The 16,647-nt window shown below is 43.8% G+C and carries 13 protein-coding genes and 1 riboswitch; of the genes, 4 read left to right on the forward strand and 9 right to left on the reverse strand.

Annotated elements, in window-relative coordinates; genetic code table 11:
• Positions 1-14 precede the first annotated feature (14 nt).
• From recC to rppH, 9 genes are all read right to left on the reverse strand, one after another.
• Positions 15-3,389, reverse strand: coding sequence for an exodeoxyribonuclease V subunit gamma (recC, locus tag GKR48_RS07795; RefSeq protein WP_154627664.1), 3,375 nt, complete (start codon positions 3,387-3,389; stop codon positions 15-17).
• On the reverse strand, positions 3,367-3,735 hold the full coding sequence (locus GKR48_RS07800; RefSeq protein ID WP_154603365.1) for a type II secretion system protein: 369 nt from the start codon (positions 3,733-3,735) through the stop codon (positions 3,367-3,369). The genes recC and GKR48_RS07800 overlap by 23 nt, the downstream gene beginning before the upstream one ends.
• On the reverse strand, positions 3,732-4,175 hold the full coding sequence (locus GKR48_RS07805) for a DUF2509 family protein (protein ID WP_154603366.1): 444 nt from the start codon (positions 4,173-4,175) through the stop codon (positions 3,732-3,734). Before GKR48_RS07805 ends, GKR48_RS07800 begins: the two co-directional genes overlap by 4 nt.
• A complete protein-coding gene (locus tag GKR48_RS07810) occupies positions 4,172-4,786 on the reverse strand; it encodes a prepilin peptidase-dependent protein (RefSeq protein ID WP_154627665.1) in 615 nt (204 codons plus the stop codon). The genes GKR48_RS07805 and GKR48_RS07810 overlap by 4 nt, the downstream gene beginning before the upstream one ends.
• Positions 4,780-5,301, reverse strand: coding sequence for a prepilin-type N-terminal cleavage/methylation domain-containing protein (locus tag GKR48_RS07815; RefSeq protein ID WP_154627666.1), 522 nt, complete (start codon positions 5,299-5,301; stop codon positions 4,780-4,782). Before GKR48_RS07815 ends, GKR48_RS07810 begins: the two co-directional genes overlap by 7 nt.
• Positions 5,302-5,699: 398 nt before the next feature.
• A complete protein-coding gene (locus GKR48_RS07820) occupies positions 5,700-6,551 on the reverse strand; it encodes a thymidylate synthase (RefSeq protein WP_154627667.1) in 852 nt (283 codons plus the stop codon).
• Positions 6,552-6,710: 159 nt separating this feature from the next.
• A complete protein-coding gene (gene lgt, locus GKR48_RS07825; protein WP_154603370.1) occupies positions 6,711-7,607 on the reverse strand; it encodes a prolipoprotein diacylglyceryl transferase in 897 nt (298 codons plus the stop codon).
• A gap of 100 nt (positions 7,608-7,707) precedes the next feature.
• On the reverse strand, positions 7,708-9,954 hold the full coding sequence (gene ptsP / locus GKR48_RS07830; RefSeq protein WP_154627668.1) for a phosphoenolpyruvate--protein phosphotransferase: 2,247 nt from the start codon (positions 9,952-9,954) through the stop codon (positions 7,708-7,710).
• 4 nt (positions 9,955-9,958) lie between these two features.
• Positions 9,959-10,492 carry an RNA pyrophosphohydrolase gene (gene rppH / locus GKR48_RS07835; RefSeq protein ID WP_006659219.1) on the reverse strand — a complete coding sequence of 178 codons (534 nt, stop codon included), beginning with the start codon at positions 10,490-10,492 and terminating at the stop codon, positions 9,959-9,961.
• Positions 10,493-10,605: 113 nt separating this feature from the next.
• A riboswitch (TPP riboswitch) is annotated at positions 10,606-10,698 on the forward strand.
• Between the two features lie 61 nt (positions 10,699-10,759).
• On the opposite strand from rppH, the gene thiB reads away from it, so the two are divergent.
• The 4 genes from thiB to GKR48_RS07855 all read left to right on the forward strand — a co-directional run bounded on the left by thiB (position 10,760) and on the right by GKR48_RS07855 (position 16,465).
• Entirely contained in the window at positions 10,760-11,764 is a 1,005-nt protein-coding gene (gene thiB / locus GKR48_RS07840; RefSeq protein WP_154627669.1) for a thiamine ABC transporter substrate binding subunit, read from the forward strand.
• On the forward strand, positions 11,740-13,344 hold the full coding sequence (thiP, locus tag GKR48_RS07845; RefSeq protein ID WP_154627670.1) for a thiamine/thiamine pyrophosphate ABC transporter permease ThiP: 1,605 nt from the start codon (positions 11,740-11,742) through the stop codon (positions 13,342-13,344). The genes thiB and thiP overlap by 25 nt, the downstream gene beginning before the upstream one ends.
• Complete coding sequence (gene thiQ / locus GKR48_RS07850) at positions 13,337-14,038, forward strand: thiamine ABC transporter ATP-binding protein ThiQ (RefSeq protein ID WP_154627671.1); 702 nt, start codon at positions 13,337-13,339, stop codon at positions 14,036-14,038. Before thiP ends, thiQ begins: the two co-directional genes overlap by 8 nt.
• Positions 14,039-14,113: 75 nt before the next feature.
• Positions 14,114-16,465 carry a DNA polymerase II gene (locus tag GKR48_RS07855; RefSeq protein WP_154627672.1) on the forward strand — a complete coding sequence of 784 codons (2,352 nt, stop codon included), beginning with the start codon at positions 14,114-14,116 and terminating at the stop codon, positions 16,463-16,465.
• Positions 16,466-16,647: the final 182 nt, after the last annotated feature.

A 16,647-nucleotide genomic window follows, 5' to 3' on the forward strand; every position in this document is an offset into this window, starting at 1 on the left:
TTAGATGCTCTCCCTTATTTTAAGTACTCTGCCATCGGCAGTAAGAAGCGCCGAGTATTACTCAGCAGCGATTCAATCAACGAACTATTTATGCTTCTGCAAGCTCTCAATACATAATCATCTTCCATTTCACCCACTTTCATTTGGCTTCCTTGTAGGCTTTGCAGTAGCGCCGATAACGCCTTTTGCTGCACATCTTCTGACGTAAAGTCATATTCCTTTGTTTTTTTATCAAAACACGCCGAAATCCAATTCCAACCACTCTGATTTAACAGTATTAGCGGCGTATTCATTCCTTCACAATATCCTTCAATAAGCGTATTCAAGTGTACTTTTGCACACTCTGAGGATATGGCAGAAAAATGCCAAACACTGTTTTCTCGCCCTAATGCGATGCTTTCACCTTCACCAACAAACGCATTAAAAAACAAATGTTCTATCCATAATTGCACGCCATCATTGGCAGTAAGATAAGCTGGTCGATAACGCAATATTCCTGACTCGTGAACATTTCGCAATAAGCCTGTAATTTTGATCTCATGTATTTCACACTCAATCGGATAATCGACACGTCGATCGCCGTACTCTTTCACTTTTTCAGCTAATGGAGCAATATCATTCAATTGCTTCTCCCAAAATAGCTGGCCAAATTGTTTGGCGGGTAATTGCCCTGAGGCTTTTAATGCATGATAAAGGGGATTTGGGTCTTCATCTTTGACTAATAAATCTAGCACTTGGTCATTGATTTTATAGCGTTGTAATCCCCCCAATACAAATGGCTCCTCCTCTGGGAGTTCAGTCTCTTCAATTGAAAAATGCACTTTTAAGCGTTGTTGAAAGAAGCCACGTATAGGGTGTCGATAAAAACGTAAAATCTGTTCTAACGATAACTCTGTAATAGGTTCACGTTGTTCTAATACTGACGTAAACGACTTAGCCGTTTGCTCTGCACTTTTTGCGACTGGCAGCCATTCTTGTGCGAAGCTTTGATAAAGCGTGTTAGGGATAAAGTTTTCTTTCGCAAATGGCACTCGATTATGCTCAGTGACTAAATACTGTTTTAGCCGCAGTGAACTTTCATCGATGTTCAATGATTGGTCGCCCTGTAAGCAGAAACTCTGACAGATATACTCCAATAATTCAGTGACTAGCACCGATGGATTGCACTCTTGGTTATCTCGAATTGAACGTCCAATGTAGCTAATATAGAGTTGCTTCGTCGCTGAATTTAATGCTTCTAAGAATAGATATCGGTCATCATCACGGCGCTTTCTATCCCCTCGCTGGACTTTTTCTGCCATTAAATCAAAACCGAGGGGCGGTACATTACGTGGATATGCACCATCGTTCATACCCAGTAAACAAACGACTTTAAACGGTACAGAACGCATTGGCATTAGCGTGCAGAAATTCACTGCACCAGCAAGAAAACGCTGGCTGATTTTTTCGTCGTCAAAGCAAACCGATAGCTCGTCACGAATTAAACGTAATGGAATAGCTTCTTGATAATTGGCAGTCAGGGCATTTTCAATAATTTTGTGCCATTGTGTCGTGAGTAAGGTTAAGACGATTTCAGTTTCACTATCGACTTTGAAGCAGCTATCAATTAATTGCTGGCAGATCTCTTTCCACTCATCGAGTGTACGTTCTTGCTCTAAGCCTGTTCGCCATTCTCTAAGTGTATCGATGAGTAATGCTAATTTGCCTGCCAATTGAGCTGCGAGCCCACTGCATTCATCGTACGGAAGCACACCATTCCACGGGCCATTACGGCTATCCATCGCATAGCCAAGTAACATTCGGCTTAAACCAAACTGCCACGTATTTTGCCCAATAACGGGTAAAGATAGTGCTTGTACGTTATCGTCATCAAGCCCCCAACGAATACCGGATTCATTGACCCAGCGCCTTAATAAACTCAGTTCACTTTCATCAATATCAAAACGCGCGGCAAACGCTGAAACTTCTAATAACGCCAGTACTTGCTCCGTTGAAAAGCGGCTTTGAGGCAAATCCAATAACATAATAAAAGCTTGTAAGATTGGATGGGCTTGTAGTGCCTTTCTATCTGAAATAGAGAATGGAATATAGTGTGATGAGCTAGTGTTACCGAACACAGCTTGAATATAAGGCGCATAACTGTCGATGTCAGCGACCATGACAATCACATCACGGGGGGTTAATGTAGGATCTTCTTCAAATAGAGCCAATAAGCGATCCTGCAAAACTTCAACTTCACGCTGAGCACTATGACATGAATGAAATGTCACGGATTGATCGCTTGGATGGAGTGAGCGCTTCTGGGAGCTACTTTCATACTCATCTAATGTCACGCCTAGCTGTGCGTGATTTTCAAGATCGAGAATATCTTGCTGTAAATTTTCGAGAAGGTTATTTCGCCCATTATCAACAAAGGCAGAGACTTCATTGGCGGCATCAATTTGAGAAATAAAATATAAGTTATCCCGACCAAGCTTGCCCCACGATGCTAACAGTGGGTTTGCTAAATTTTGTTCACCTTCAGCATTGAATAAGTTGATAGCGTGCTCATCAATTTTAAAACGGGAAATTTCGTGCTTATCCAAATAGTGGCGCAATTTTCGTTGCTGTAATCGTGCTAAAAAGGTACTGCTTTGAATGTCTCCCCAGTAATAGCGACACGGGTTGGTAAACATTAAATGGATATCTGAGTGTTCGGCAATTGCATTAAGCGCTTGTAAATACACAGGCGGCAACGAGGAAATACCACAAATAAATAGGCGCGATGGTAAATTTTTAGCTAACTCTGGCGATACTTTAAGCTTATCGATAAAACTCTGATAGAGGTTTGCTCGGTGCCAAGGAGATTGACCCAGCTGCTCTGTATATTCCACCAAACATAGCCATAATCTTTTTTGCCACAATTGATTTTCGCTGAGCCCATCAATCAACTCATTACGTTGCCACAGAGCAATCCACTCCGGTCGGTAAACCAAATATTGGTCAAATAAATCGGCAATACGCCCTGATAATTGGTGCAACTTACGCTTGTCTGAATCGTCTTGCAGATAGTGACGTAGAGGCTCAAATTCAGCTTCATTAATGACATTGGGTAAAATTGTCATTAACTTCCATGTCATCGCTTGTTTAGTGTAGGCGCTCTCTTTAGGAATATCTGGAAGTACTCGCCGGAACATATCCCAGATAAACGTAGCAGGTAATGGGTAGTTAATATTGGCGGCTATTCCAAAGCGTTTAGCGAGCTCTATCTGTAGCCATTGAGACATACCGGGGCTTTGTACTAATACAATTTCTTGCTCAAAAGGATGAGGTAGCGGGTCATTCTCCATTAAGTGTGCAATTAGCTCTTTGAGTAGATCTAATTGGTTAGAATGATAAACCTGAAACATGACTCTCTCCTTTTGCACACATCCAGCGACTTATCGAATACAGTTTCCCGCCCACTAACAAGGACACCTTAGATTCACTACAGTTCCCAAGGATTGTAGAATGCACGATTTTTATCTGTTCTCTCTGCGGCTGATACCCTATTTCCAATGGAACTTTATCATTAGAAGAGCGTTTACCTTCTAAAGTACCATGTAGAGACCGAACTGCCTGTGAACCTTGGTATATTTGATTAAAATTCAAAGCGATATATTGGCTGTAGTTTAGCAGAGCTATCAGCAAGATAGCAAAAACAACCACCGCAATCATCGACTCTACCAGCGCAAATCCTTGCTGTGAATTCTTCATTGGCAAAATCCTTTAATCGCCACAGGACAATAATCAATCCAGCCATTTTCTCGCGCTTGTAAGCGCCCTTCATTCCATATCGGCACAACCCATCGATATACCGTTAGCGATTGGTTTTTCGATAATTCACCTTTACCCGATAAAATGAATTGGTTATTTTTATAATGCTTAAGGCAACTCACCCACCCGTGATTTGTTTCTCGTTGACATACCCAAGGACTCGCTTTTTCTGCTTTTAATTTCCAATGTTGAGCGAGTCCCCATGACAATGCTGATTCTGCCAAATTGAATGATTGATAGTATTTTTCTTCGCGGCTTAATTCATGGCTAGCCCGCGCTTGGTAATAATTTAGTGCTTTCAGCAAGATAAGCCCGACACTCATTAGTACCATCACCATGACTAAGGCAATATTGCCTCGCTGCGCATTTGTTTCCCTCATGGCACATTCCTTAACATCACGGAGGAATGATAATCAAACGTTCTATTCGGCAATAAAATACTTTCAACTGTCATCGACATGTCTAAAACTTTTGTTGCAGGCCGCCAATCAAAGGTCAGTTTATTAACTTTCACCATGTTCGGGTCAAACAACGAGTGCCAACGGGTACCATCGCAATTTGTCACATTACGGTTAGATTCCAGCTTATTGTTATGGAGCCTGAATCCAAAGAAATCGGAATGTAATGAATGACTTGGCCCTATAATCCATCCCCCAGATAAATCTTGGTCATAGGCAAAAATAATGCAGGAGTTAGCCTGACGACTTAAGAACTTAGTGCTGATGGTAATTGCCTTTCCTTCACAATGAGGTTTGGAAGGTGACTGGCTGCAATGACCAATTCGACGAAAATCTTTTTCCATATTAATCAACACCTGCCTGACCTCTCTATCCAATTGATATTGAAAAAAAGCCTGAAATAGTTGCTTAAATAACACGGGGATCGTATTCATCGCTGCAATGCAGACTAGACAACCAATTAGCATCGCAATCAGTGTTTCTAGCAAAGAGAAACCTTTTTCTGCTTTATACTTTTTAATGTGACTCAACATTTGGGCACACCTGCTAATATTTGTGGGCTGCAACTGCGAACCCGACCCGCAGATGAAATAATCACGGATATTTGGTCACTTTCATTGTTGAGCTCAATTCGAAAAGGGCTACTTGTCCCTTGCTTACCGTAAAAATGAATCGATTGTCTAGACGCGTGCTTGAGCTCAATACGCTCAAATTTGTCACCCTTAAATTGGCTAATTTGTTGCGCTGTATCTGCATCCGTAACCACTAAATGCCACTCTTTTGATGTGAAACTTACTGTCATAATACGGTGCTGATTTAAATAAATGCCTTCCATTAGATTACTGTAGATAAATTCGGCAGTTTGCCTAGCAGCATCAATAAGTTGCAGCCGTTTCACTTGCTGTTGCCATTGATAAAACGCAGGCAGAGCAACAATTGAGCACAGAAACAGAACAACCAGTATTTCAATTAAAGTGAATCCCTGCTCATCAATGTTGCGCTTTAGCCACTTTATTTTTCCATGTACCAAATTTGTCTGTTCTGGCATTTCCTTATCTCTCTCAACCGTTATCTACGGGGAGCTTGGATGAAAACTTCTCAGTCCAACAGACCTCATTTACCATTCTTCGTAGCGCTTCCCAGCAAAATGTCACTTTTGCATTTTCCTTGAATGCTTTTGGAAACGGCTTCGCAAAATTAATCGTAAAGATAAAAAAGTGTTCCCCCAAAATAAGAGAGACAGGTCAGAATAGCTTTCGGGGATAAGGCAAAAATGGGAAATAGCGGAAGTAATAAGGGTGAACGAGAGTAAGAGTTAACAGGGATGTAAAGGTATGGAGCAACTTAGAAAATCGAGTGAGCCGTAAAGATAATAAAAATAAAGGCATAAACCGTATTATTTACAGAGGCTATGCGTATCTATGCCTTTATATCAATCCACCCGAATTAGACCGTAAATGGATATTTTATTGCTTCGTGGCACTGATAACCGTCTAAGGTGAAATCATCAGTTGTTACCCACGTTTCAAGATCTTCCAATGATTTAATTGCAGGGTTAATCGTTAAGCTTGGAGATGGGTATGGTTCACGTTTTAATTGAACATCACGCATTAAAGGCAGTTGATTTTCATAAATATGTGCGTTCACAATTTTATGATAAGCCTTACCTGCTTTATGACCCGTAATACGCGCCATTAAAGCCAGTAAAACAAAGCATTGAACCTGATTGAAGTTGAGACCAAGAGGCACATCGCAGCTACGTTGATAAGAGGTTAAATGCAGCGTATCGCCAAGTAGTGAAAACGTATGGGTGTGCATACAAGGACGTAAGCAGCCCATTTCGAACTCTCCGGGGTTATAGAAAGTCACGATTTCGGCGCGGTCATCAATACCGTTTTTCAGGTTATTAACCACTTTCTTTAATTGGTCAAGATGAGAGCCATCAGGGCGCTGCCATGAGCGACCTTGGACGCCATAAACGCGCCCCATATCATCTTCACCTTTACGATGCGGGTTATCTAACCATGCTTGGTTTTCATTAGCATTGGCATTCCAAGTATTACAACCAATTTCACGGAACTGCGCTGCATTATCATAGCCACGTAAGTACCCTAATAACTCGGCAATGGCGGCTTTATAAAAGCTTTTGCGCGTTGTAATTAAAGGAAATTGATTGTTGCCCACATCATATTCGAGATCGGCATTAATCACGGTTAAACAGCGGACACCTGTGCGCTTATTTTCAACCCATTGACCTTCATCGATAATACGTTGGCATAACTCAAGATACGGCTTCATAGTGGCTCTCTTACTCCGAAATACAGGCGGTTTGTGTTATCAAATATCCCTCAATAACACAAACCAAAAATGACTGAATTTACTGCTTATTAACGAGATTTACTGTCTGCGTTATTTGCTGTCTACGTTATTTACTGCCTACGTGACTAGCTATATACACTACTTGCTATCAACACTTTTAGCAGGCTTATGGGCAGGGATATTTTTACCGTATTTGTAAGCCCAGATAATCATCAATACACCGATAATAATCATCGGAATCGAGAGAATTTGCCCCATACTGATACCACCGAATAAACCTAACTGCGCATCTGGCTGCCTGAAGAATTCAACGATAATACGGAATGCCCCATAACCGATAAGGAACAGACCCGATACGCTACCCATTGGACGAGGTTTACGTACAAATAAATTCAATATCAGGAATAAAACAATGCCTTCTAAAACCATCTCATATAGCTGGGATGGGTGTCTTGGCAATACACCGTACTGCTCGAGAATAGGCAACAGAGACGGGTCTTGTGCCGCAAGTTGGATATCTTCACTTCTTGAATGAGGGAATAGAAATGCCCATGGTGTATCTAGGGTAACGCGTCCCCACAGCTCGCCATTAATAAAATTACCGATACGTCCCATTCCAAGACCAAAAGGAATCAAAGGTGCAACAAAATCAGAAACTTGTAAGAAACGGCGTTTCGTGCGATAGGCAAACCACATCATGGCACAGATAACCCCAATCAAACCGCCATGGAAGGACATACCGCCATCCCATACCTTGAACAGATACAGAGGGTCATCTAAGAAAACAGGCAAGTTATAGAAGAAAACATAGCCAAGTCGCCCACCCACAAATACACCGACAAAGCCAATGTACAACAAGTTCTCGACTTCATTTTTTGTCCAACCGCTGTTTGGCTTAGAAGCGCGACGTCCCGCTAGCCATAGCGCAAAAACGAATCCGACAAGGTACATAAAACCATACCAGTGCAAAGAGACTGGGCCAATCGAGAACATTACGGGATCAATTTCCGGAAATGCTAAGTAGCTGTTACTCATCGTTCCCCACTTTAAAATAATTGAGTCAAAAATTATGCCGCATAATAACACGAGGTTATTGTCCGCATATAATTACATATTAATAACATAGAAGATCAAACTAGATCCCGCCACGTACAAAACCACCAAGTCCATTTCTCTCCATAAACTCGCTGATCTTATGCCGGACATTTTCGCTGGTTTCTGCACCGAGCAAATCAGGTACTAACTCAGCCATCAATTGAGGATCAAGCTGACGAATTAAATATTTCATGCGAGGAACACTGCGCCCACTCATACTCAAACTACGATAACCTAATGCAATCAGCACCATAGCACTTAATGGTTGCCCCGCCATTTCACCGCACACACTAATCGGCAAACCTATACGCTGGCATTCCATATGTACCATGGATAGAAAACGCACCACCGCAGGGTGCAGGTTATCATAGAGCGCCGCCACATGAGTGTTATTACGGTCGACGGCGAGTAAATATTGTGTAAAGTCGTTGGTACCGATCGAAATAAAATCAACTCGCTGCTTTAACTCTGGCAGCAAAAACAGGAGTGAAGGCACTTCCAACATCACGCCAATTGGAGGTAAATTAATCGATTTTCCGAGTTGTTGGCTCACTTCATTTCTGGCGCGATTAATCAGCCCGATCGCCTCATCCACTTCATTAATGCTCGTGATCATCGGCAATAAAATACGTAAATTGCCCGTATCTTGGTTAGCTCTCAGCATAGAACGCAACTGGATCAAAAATATTTCAGGTTGATCCAGCATCACGCGGATCCCGCGCCACCCCAAGCAAGGATTTTCCTCGCTGATCGGCATATAAGGCAGTTGTTTGTCTGCGCCGATATCTAAAGTTCTTAATACCACCGGTTTCGTTGCAAAAAGTTGCAGTACATCCCGATATAACTGCTTCTGTTCATCCTCAGATGGGAAACCGTTGTGCAGCATAAATGGCAGTTCGGTTCGGTAGAGTCCAACACCATCCACCCCATCATGAATTTGCTGTTCATAGCGAGGGCTCAATCCGGCATTGAGGCAAATATCCACATGCTCACCGTTTTTGAGTACTGCATCTTGAGAAAGTGTGCCTTCCGCTAATCTGCTAAGCACATTTTCTTCTTCAATAATTTGCTGGTATTCCTGAGCGATGAAGTTTTCCGGCTCAATAAACACTTCGCCACGATAACCATCCAAAATCAGATGGCGATTATGTAATAAAGAAGGCTCAATATCCGCCCCCATAATCGCGGGGATCCCCATTGCTCGGATCAAAATCGCAGAGTGGGAGTGCGTTGCACCATCGCGCACAATCACCCCCGCTAATTGTTCAAGTGGTAATTCTGCAAGAACGCTCGCACTTAGCTCATCAGCCACTAAGATAAAACGGTCTGGCCATTGGCTGGTTGGTATCAGTGAATCATCGAGATGAAATAATAAGCGCTGCCCTAAGGTACGAAGGTCGGAGCCGCGCTCTCTTAAATAGAGGTCACGTAAACGTGAGAATTGCAAAGCGTAATCTTCGATGACGGTTTTCACCGCCCATTCAGCCACCGCACCTTGATTAATCGCCGTAAATAACCGCTTTTTCAGTTGAGGGTCATTAAGTAAATGGTTATACAGGTCGAAAATAGCTGCGCTTTCTTTAGATGAGCTCGCCATAAACCGCTTACTAATACGACGAAATTCTGCTGCCGCACTTTCCAGCGCAATCACCAAGCGTTGATGCTCTTCATCAATATTTAATGTGGTCGCTTGATACACATTGTCTAAAGAAGGTTGGGAGGTATCTTGCCAACCATAAGCCATCGAAATTCCTTGAGAAACAGGAATAGCTTTGAAACGGTTTTGCCGATATTGCCCGAAAATACCTTTTGTTTGCGCTTGGAATAATATCACCGCTAACTGCATCGATAGCGTGACCATAAAGGATTCTTCGGTTTCGCTGAATAACCGTTTTTCTCGCTGTTGAACCACCAGCACGCCCAGCAATTGGCGTCGATAAACGACAGGCACGCCGAGAAAGGCTTTGAGCTGTTCTTCTTTGAGTTGGGGAAGATATTTGAATTGCGGGTGTTCGCGAATATCGGCGAGGTTCAACATTTCCGATTGTCGACCCACTGCGCCAACAACCCCTTCGTCGAACCCTAAACGAATAGCAATCCCGCTAGGCTTTTTCAGCCCGCGGGTTGCCATTAGGTAATAACATTGGCGAGGATGATCGGCTAAGTAAATCGAGCACACATCGGTACGCATCGCTTTGCACGTCTCATTGACCAAAACTTCAAGAGCTTGAGTCAGACTGGTCGCCATCGCGACTTTTTCGACAATGTCACGTAAACGCGTCAACATAGGCTTACTTAACTCCGCGCCTACGATTATTAAAAACAGGTCGTTGTGGTAATTTCTGTTCCTGCAAAGGCATAACTACGGGAGCGAATTCCTTCATCACGCGGCGATAAACTTCGCGCTTAAAAGAGACCACTTGCCTAACAGGATACCAATAACTGACCCACCGCCAGCCGTCAAATTCTGGCGATTTACTGCGCTGCACGTTTATATCGGCATCATTACATTGGAGTTGAAGTAAAAACCAACGTTGTTTCTGTCCAATACAAACAGGTTTTGTATCCCAACGCACCAAACGCTTAGGTAATTTGTAGCGTAACCAATTACGGGTAGATGCAAGTAACCTTACATCTTTACGCTGTAGTCCGACTTCCTCGTATAACTCACGATACATCGCTTGTTCTGGCGATTCCCCAGGGTTAATCCCACCTTGAGGAAATTGCCAAGAATGCTGACCATAACGGCGAGCCCATAAGACTTGGCCTTGCCGATTACAAATTACAATTCCTACATTCGGGCGGTAGCCATCATCATCGATCACTAGACTACCTCAATAACCAAATTTGAAAGATGCCTAATTGTTTCACACATACCCAAACTGGTAAACCTATATCAATACAGTTTGCAGATATGTCTGAAGTAATTACAATAGTCTGCGTCTCAACGGGGTGCCAATTTGGGCTGAGAAATAACCCGTAGAACCTGATCCGGCTAATACCGGCGTAGGGATTTGAGCTACCGCCTACAAATTATTGTATCGGTCCCTCCTCAAATCCTGTGTTTTTTTATGATTTACGCAGGAATTACAATGACTAAAAATAAACTCTTTACCTCACTCATTGCTTTAACCACCTTAAGTTTCGCTGCATTCGCCTCTGCCGAAAAACCAACGTTGACGGTGTATACCTATGATTCCTTTGCTGCGGAATGGGGCCCAGGCCCGCAAATCAAAAAGAATTTCGAAGCACAATGCGAATGTGAGTTAAAACTGGTTTCTCTAGGGGATGGTGTTGCACTACTGAATCGCCTACGTATGGAAGGGACCAAAAGCAAAGCCGACATTATCTTAGGGTTAGATAACAACTTACTCGATTCCGCAGAAAAAACAGGATTATTTGCCCCTGCCGATATCAAAACGGATGCGCTTAAATTACCTATCGAATGGACAAGCAAAACATTCATTCCTTATGATTATGGCTATTTCGCCTTTATCTATGACACCAATAAAATCAAACAACCGCCAAAAAGCATGGATGAACTGCTTGATAGCAAAAATAATTGGAAAATCATTTACCAAGATCCACGTACCAGCACCCCTGGTTTAGGATTAATGTTGTGGATTGAGAAAATCTACGGCGATAAATCTGCCGATGCATGGAAGAAAATGGCGGCCAAAACACTGACCGTAACCAAAGGCTGGAGCGAGTCTTATGGCTTGTTCTTAAAAGGCGAGGGGGATTTTGTCCTGAGCTACACCTCCTCGCCGGGTTATCAAATTTTAAATGATAAGAAAGACAACTACGCAGCGGCACTGTTCGATGAAGGGCATTATATGCAAGTCGAAGTGGCCGCAAGATTGAAACACAGCCCGCAGCCTGAACTGGCAAAACAGTTCTTACAGTTTATGTTAACCCCTGAATTCCAAGGCACATTACCGACCACCAACTGGATGTATCCAGTTATCGATATGCCGTTGCCTGAAGTGTATAACGTGCTACCGCTGCCTGCTAAATCTCTGCAATTTAGTGCGGCGGAAGTGGCTAAAGAACGTCAAACGTGGACGCGTTTATGGCAAACCGCCGTCAGTCGTTAATCAATTTAACCTTATTACCGGGGGTGATAGCCTCCGGTCTTTTAATCGTCGTTGCCCTACTTGCTTTTGGGGCACTGTGGTTTTTCGCCCCTGAAATTTCCCTCAGTGAGATAATCGACGACGATTATTTATGGCATGTCATCGGCTTTACATTTTGGCAGGCATTACTTTCCGCGATTTTTTCTATTATTCCCGCGATTTTTCTTGCAAGAGCTCTGTATCGTCGGCGCTTTTGGGGACGCTCACTGTTGCTCCGCCTGTGTGCAATGACCTTAGTCTTGCCGGTTCTCGTCGCTGTTTTCGGTATTTTGTCGATATATGGGCAAACCGGATGGCTAGCAAAACTGTGCCTATGGCTCGGCGTAGATTATCAATTTTCGCCTTATGGTCTGCGGGGCATTTTGTTGGCGCATATCTTTTTCAATATGCCGCTCGCCACCCGTATGTTACTTCAATCCCTTGAAAATATTGCGATTGAACAACGACAAAGTGCCGCTCAACTTGGGTTTAATGAGTGGCAACAATTTACCATTCTAGAGTGGCCTTATTTACGCCGTCAGATGTTGCCAACAGGGGCGCTGATTTTCATGCTTTGCTTTGCCAGCTTTGCGACGGTACTCGCTCTGGGTGGCGGCCCCGCAGCGACCACTATCGAACTCGCAATTTACCAAGCACTAAGCTATGACTTTGATTTAGGGCGTGCCACACTGCTTGCGTTGATTCAGTTGGGATGCTGCGTGGGATTAATGCTTATTTGCCAACGTATTAACCATGCTTTTTCCGTTGGGTTTAGCCATCAAACATCGTGGTTTGATCCTGCCGATAACCTGTTTCGCCGTCTACGTGACTGGCTGGTGATCGCAGCAGCGATTTTGCTATTAATCCCGCCGTTATTAGCCGTTATTGTTGATGGACTCAACGGTCAATTACTGGATGTTTTACAGCAATCAGCCCTATGGCAAGCCACGTCCACCTCGCTGTTTATTGCACTCTGTGCGGGGGTTCTGTGTGTGATCCTCACGCTAATGCTGCTGTGGAGTAGCCGTGAACTGCGTTTAAGAAATGCATTAAAACTTGGACAAGCTATTGAGCTAAGCGGGCTGATTATTCTGGCGATGCCGGGCATTGTGCTGGCGACAGGCTTTTTTATCTTTTTCAATGAAACCATTGGAATACCCGAAACACCTTATCCGTTGGTGATCATGACTAACGCCTTACTTGCGATCCCTTACGCGCTCAAAGTGCTGGATAACCCTATGCGAGATCTGGCTCAACGCTATAACCCGTTATGCCAATCACTCGAAATTACCGGTTTTAACCGATTTAAAATCATTGAATTGCGTGCATTACGCAAACCTATCGCCCAAGCTTTGGCATTCGCTTGTGTGATTTCAATTGGGGATTTTGGTGTGGTTGCCTTGTTCGGAAATGAAGAGTTCCGCACCCTACCATACTATCTTTATCAGCAAATTGGGGCTTATCGAACCAATGACGGCGCAGTGACCGCAATGTTATTGCTATTACTCTGTTTCTGCCTGTTTAGCTTACTCGAACGCCTATCGGGAAAAACTCATGATTGAATTACAAAATCTAGATTATCAATACGATAGCCTGAATATGCATTTTGATATTGCGGTCGCTCAGGGGGAACGAGTTGCCGTAATGGGTCCCAGTGGCGCAGGCAAAAGCACGCTGCTCAGCCTAATTAGTGGGTTTCAATTTCCTCGCAGCGGCACTATCACCTTAAATGATGAAAACCATACATTTACGCCTCCAGCTAAGCGCCCTGTGTCCATGTTATTTCAAGAAAATAACCTGTTTGCTCATCTGACGGTTAGGCAGAACATTGGATTAGGTCTACAACCTAGTTTACGGCTCAGCTCATCACAAATGGCTGACGTCGAACAAATGGCACAGCAAGTTAGTTTAACCGACTGTTTAGACCGAACACCGGCGCAATTATCCGGTGGGCAGCGTCAACGAGCCGCGCTCGCCCGCTGTTTCATTCGCAATCAACCGATTTTATTGCTGGATGAACCGTTTTCCGCCCTTGACCCTGCGCTGCGCAGTGAAATGCTGCAATTACTCAATGACATTTGCGTTAATAAATCCATCACGTTATTGATGGTCTCCCATAGTATTGAAGACTCACTACAAATCGCCCCTCGCAGCTTAGTGGTTGCCGATGGCGCGATTGTGTATGACGGCGATACTGAAACACTGTTACAAGGCAAAACCGACGCTTCTGCATTATTGGGCATTTCTAATTATTAGCTCGATAAATAATACTGTATAAATTCCCACTACTCGCGTATATTAATTTGCAGATTATTTACGCGAGTTTCCTTTATGCCTCAGTCAAATACCCCCGCTGAAAAAGGCTTTATTCTTAGCCGCCATTGGCGAGATACCCGATACGGTGTCGAGGTAAGCTATTGGTTACTTACGGATAATCAACCGCAAAAAGTTATTGTTCCCTATCAGCAAGCGGTCGGTTTTTTACCTGAATCCAAGTTTCCGCTCGTACGCCATTTAATTGAAGGGCAAGCCGATATCAGTTATCGCGCCGTTGAACTGCGGGATTTTAAACGCGAAAAAGTCTATGCCATCTATTGCCAGCAATATCGTCAATTACAAAATCTGGATAAAAACTGCCAAACGCTAGGTGTTGAGCTGCTGGAAACCGATATTCGCCCTTGTGAGCGTTATTTAATGGAGCGCTTTATTACCGCTCCCGTGTGGTTTTCTCGCAATCATCAGGGAAAATATCAACTCAAACCCTGTGAAGGTTATCGCCCGACACTACACGCCGTTTCCCTCGATATTGAAACTAGCCAACATGGAGAGCTTTACTCGATTGGGTTATCTGGCTGCGGTGATAATGTCGTGTTTATGCTGGGACCTGAACAAGGTCCAGCCCTCAACAATGAACATCGGCTAGTGTACGCAAACAGTCGCCCTCAGTTACTCGAACAATTAAACGACTGGATTCAGCAATATGATCCCGATGCCATCATCGGCTGGAACCTGATCCAGTTTGATTTGCAAGTCTTACAAAAGCATGCGGAGCGCTATGGAATCCCCCTGTTACTCGGTCGGCAAGGGAAAAAACTCGAATGGCGAGAACACGGCTTTAAGCAAGGCGTTTTTTTTGCCTCCGCTGAAGGTCGCTTAATTATCGATGGTATTGATGCGTTAAAATCGGCAACATGGAGTTTTAGTTCATTCAGTTTGGAGTCCGTTGCTCAGCAGCTACTTGGGGAAGGGAAAGCCATCGATACCCCTTATGATCGCATGGATGAAATTAACCGCCGCTTTGCTCACGATAAACCCGCCCTCGCCCATTACAATATTCAAGACTGTATTTTGGTGCATCGCATCTTTGAGAAAACCGATTTAATGGCGTTCTTGCAAGAGCGTTCGACGGTCACGGGGCTCGCCGCCGATCGCATGGGAGGCTCAGTAGCCGCCTTTTCCCATTTATATATTCCTCGGCTACACCGCTTAGGGTTTGTTGCCCCTACGCTCTGTGAGCAAAAGTTTCAGCTAAATCCCGGTGGATTTGTCATGGATTCTCAGCCGGGTTTGTATGACTCCGTTTTGGTGCTTGATTACAAAAGCCTGTATCCCTCAATTATTCGCACCTTTTTAATCGACCCTGCAGGCATGATTGAAGGGCTTGCACACCCAGAATCTGAACACTCTGTTGAAGGGTTTCGCGGTGCTTGGTTTTCCCGTACGACCCATTGCTTACCCGATATTGTTAGCCACATTTGGCAAGGTCGTGATAAAGCCAAACAACAAAAAAACGCCCCACTTTCTCAAGCCCTCAAAATTATTATGAATGCTTTTGCGGGGGTCTTGGGTGCCGATGGATGCCGCTTTTTTGATCCGCGATTAACCGCGTCAATTACCATGCGCGGTCATGAAATTATGCGAATTACCAAACAGTTGATTGAATCCCAAGGATATCAGGTGATTTATGGGGATACCGACTCCACCTTCGTTTGGCTGCGAGATCCCCACACCGATGAACAAGCTCAAAAAGTGGGTTATCAACTGCGTGACCATGTGAATAATTGGTGGAAACAGCATCTTAAAGAAGAGTGGCAACTTGATGGCGTGCTCGAACTTGAGTATGAAACCCATTATCGGCGCTTTTTGATGCCAACAATTAGAGGTACAGACCAAGGTAGTAAGAAACGCTATGCGGGTTTAAGCCAAGATACGATGGTTTTTAAGGGCTTAGAAACCATTCGCTCTGACTGGACGCCCCTCGCTCAAAACTTCCAAAAAGAGCTGTATACGCGCATTTTTTATCGCCAGCCTTATCGGGAATTTATTCGCGATTATATTCATGCCATCCGTTCTGGAGAATATGACGATCGCTTGATTTACCGCAAGCGGCTACGGCGTAAATTGTCAGATTATCAACGTAATGTGCCACCTCATGTACGAGCCGCACGTCAAGCCGATGAGTACAATTTGCAATTAAAGCGCCCATTACAATATCAAAATGGGGGGTGGATCAGTTATATCATCACTCAAGCGGGTCCTGAGCCATTAGAGACCGTGACTGCGAAGCCTGACTATGAGCATTATATTCTTAAGCAAATCAAACCTATCGCCGATGGAATTCTGCCATTTCTGCAAGATGAGTTTGACGCCATTTTGACAGGGCAAATTAATCTTTTGTTTTAAAGCCTAACGAACAGCGAGAATTGTACAATTCTTATTACAATTGCCGCATTTTTAACAGGTGACGATAAGCGAATGTTGAATTAATATAACGCCCCTTTGATATCTCGACCTGTTATACGCACAGCTTGGCGAGAAAATCGGCTATACTCATCATAATTCGAGCAACGCGACTCGAAAGAGAA

The organism is Providencia sp. wls1943, from assembly GCF_009706275.1.
Lineage (GTDB): Bacteria > Pseudomonadota > Gammaproteobacteria > Enterobacterales > Enterobacteriaceae > Providencia > Providencia zhijiangensis.

Coding starts and splice junctions, on each gene's coding strand:
- GKR48_RS07800 (WP_154603365.1), bottom strand. CDS start 3,735: ATGAAGAATTCACAGCAAGGATTTGCGCTGGTAGAGTCGATGATTGCG.
- GKR48_RS07820 (WP_154627667.1), bottom strand. CDS start 6,551: ATGAAGCCGTATCTTGAGTTATGCCAACGTATTATCGATGAAGGTCAA.
- GKR48_RS07815 (WP_154627666.1), bottom strand. CDS start 5,301: ATGCCAGAACAGACAAATTTGGTACATGGAAAAATAAAGTGGCTAAAG.
- recC (WP_154627664.1), bottom strand. CDS start 3,389: ATGTTTCAGGTTTATCATTCTAACCAATTAGATCTACTCAAAGAGCTA.
- ptsP (WP_154627668.1), bottom strand. CDS start 9,954: ATGTTGACGCGTTTACGTGACATTGTCGAAAAAGTCGCGATGGCGACC.
- GKR48_RS07810 (WP_154627665.1), bottom strand. CDS start 4,786: ATGTTGAGTCACATTAAAAAGTATAAAGCAGAAAAAGGTTTCTCTTTG.
- thiP (WP_154627670.1), top strand. CDS start 11,740: ATGGCAAACCGCCGTCAGTCGTTAATCAATTTAACCTTATTACCGGGG.
- thiQ (WP_154627671.1), top strand. CDS start 13,337: ATGATTGAATTACAAAATCTAGATTATCAATACGATAGCCTGAATATG.
- lgt (WP_154603370.1), bottom strand. CDS start 7,607: ATGAGTAACAGCTACTTAGCATTTCCGGAAATTGATCCCGTAATGTTC.
- thiB (WP_154627669.1), top strand. CDS start 10,760: ATGACTAAAAATAAACTCTTTACCTCACTCATTGCTTTAACCACCTTA.
- GKR48_RS07805 (WP_154603366.1), bottom strand. CDS start 4,175: ATGAGGGAAACAAATGCGCAGCGAGGCAATATTGCCTTAGTCATGGTG.
- GKR48_RS07855 (WP_154627672.1), top strand. CDS start 14,114: ATGCCTCAGTCAAATACCCCCGCTGAAAAAGGCTTTATTCTTAGCCGC.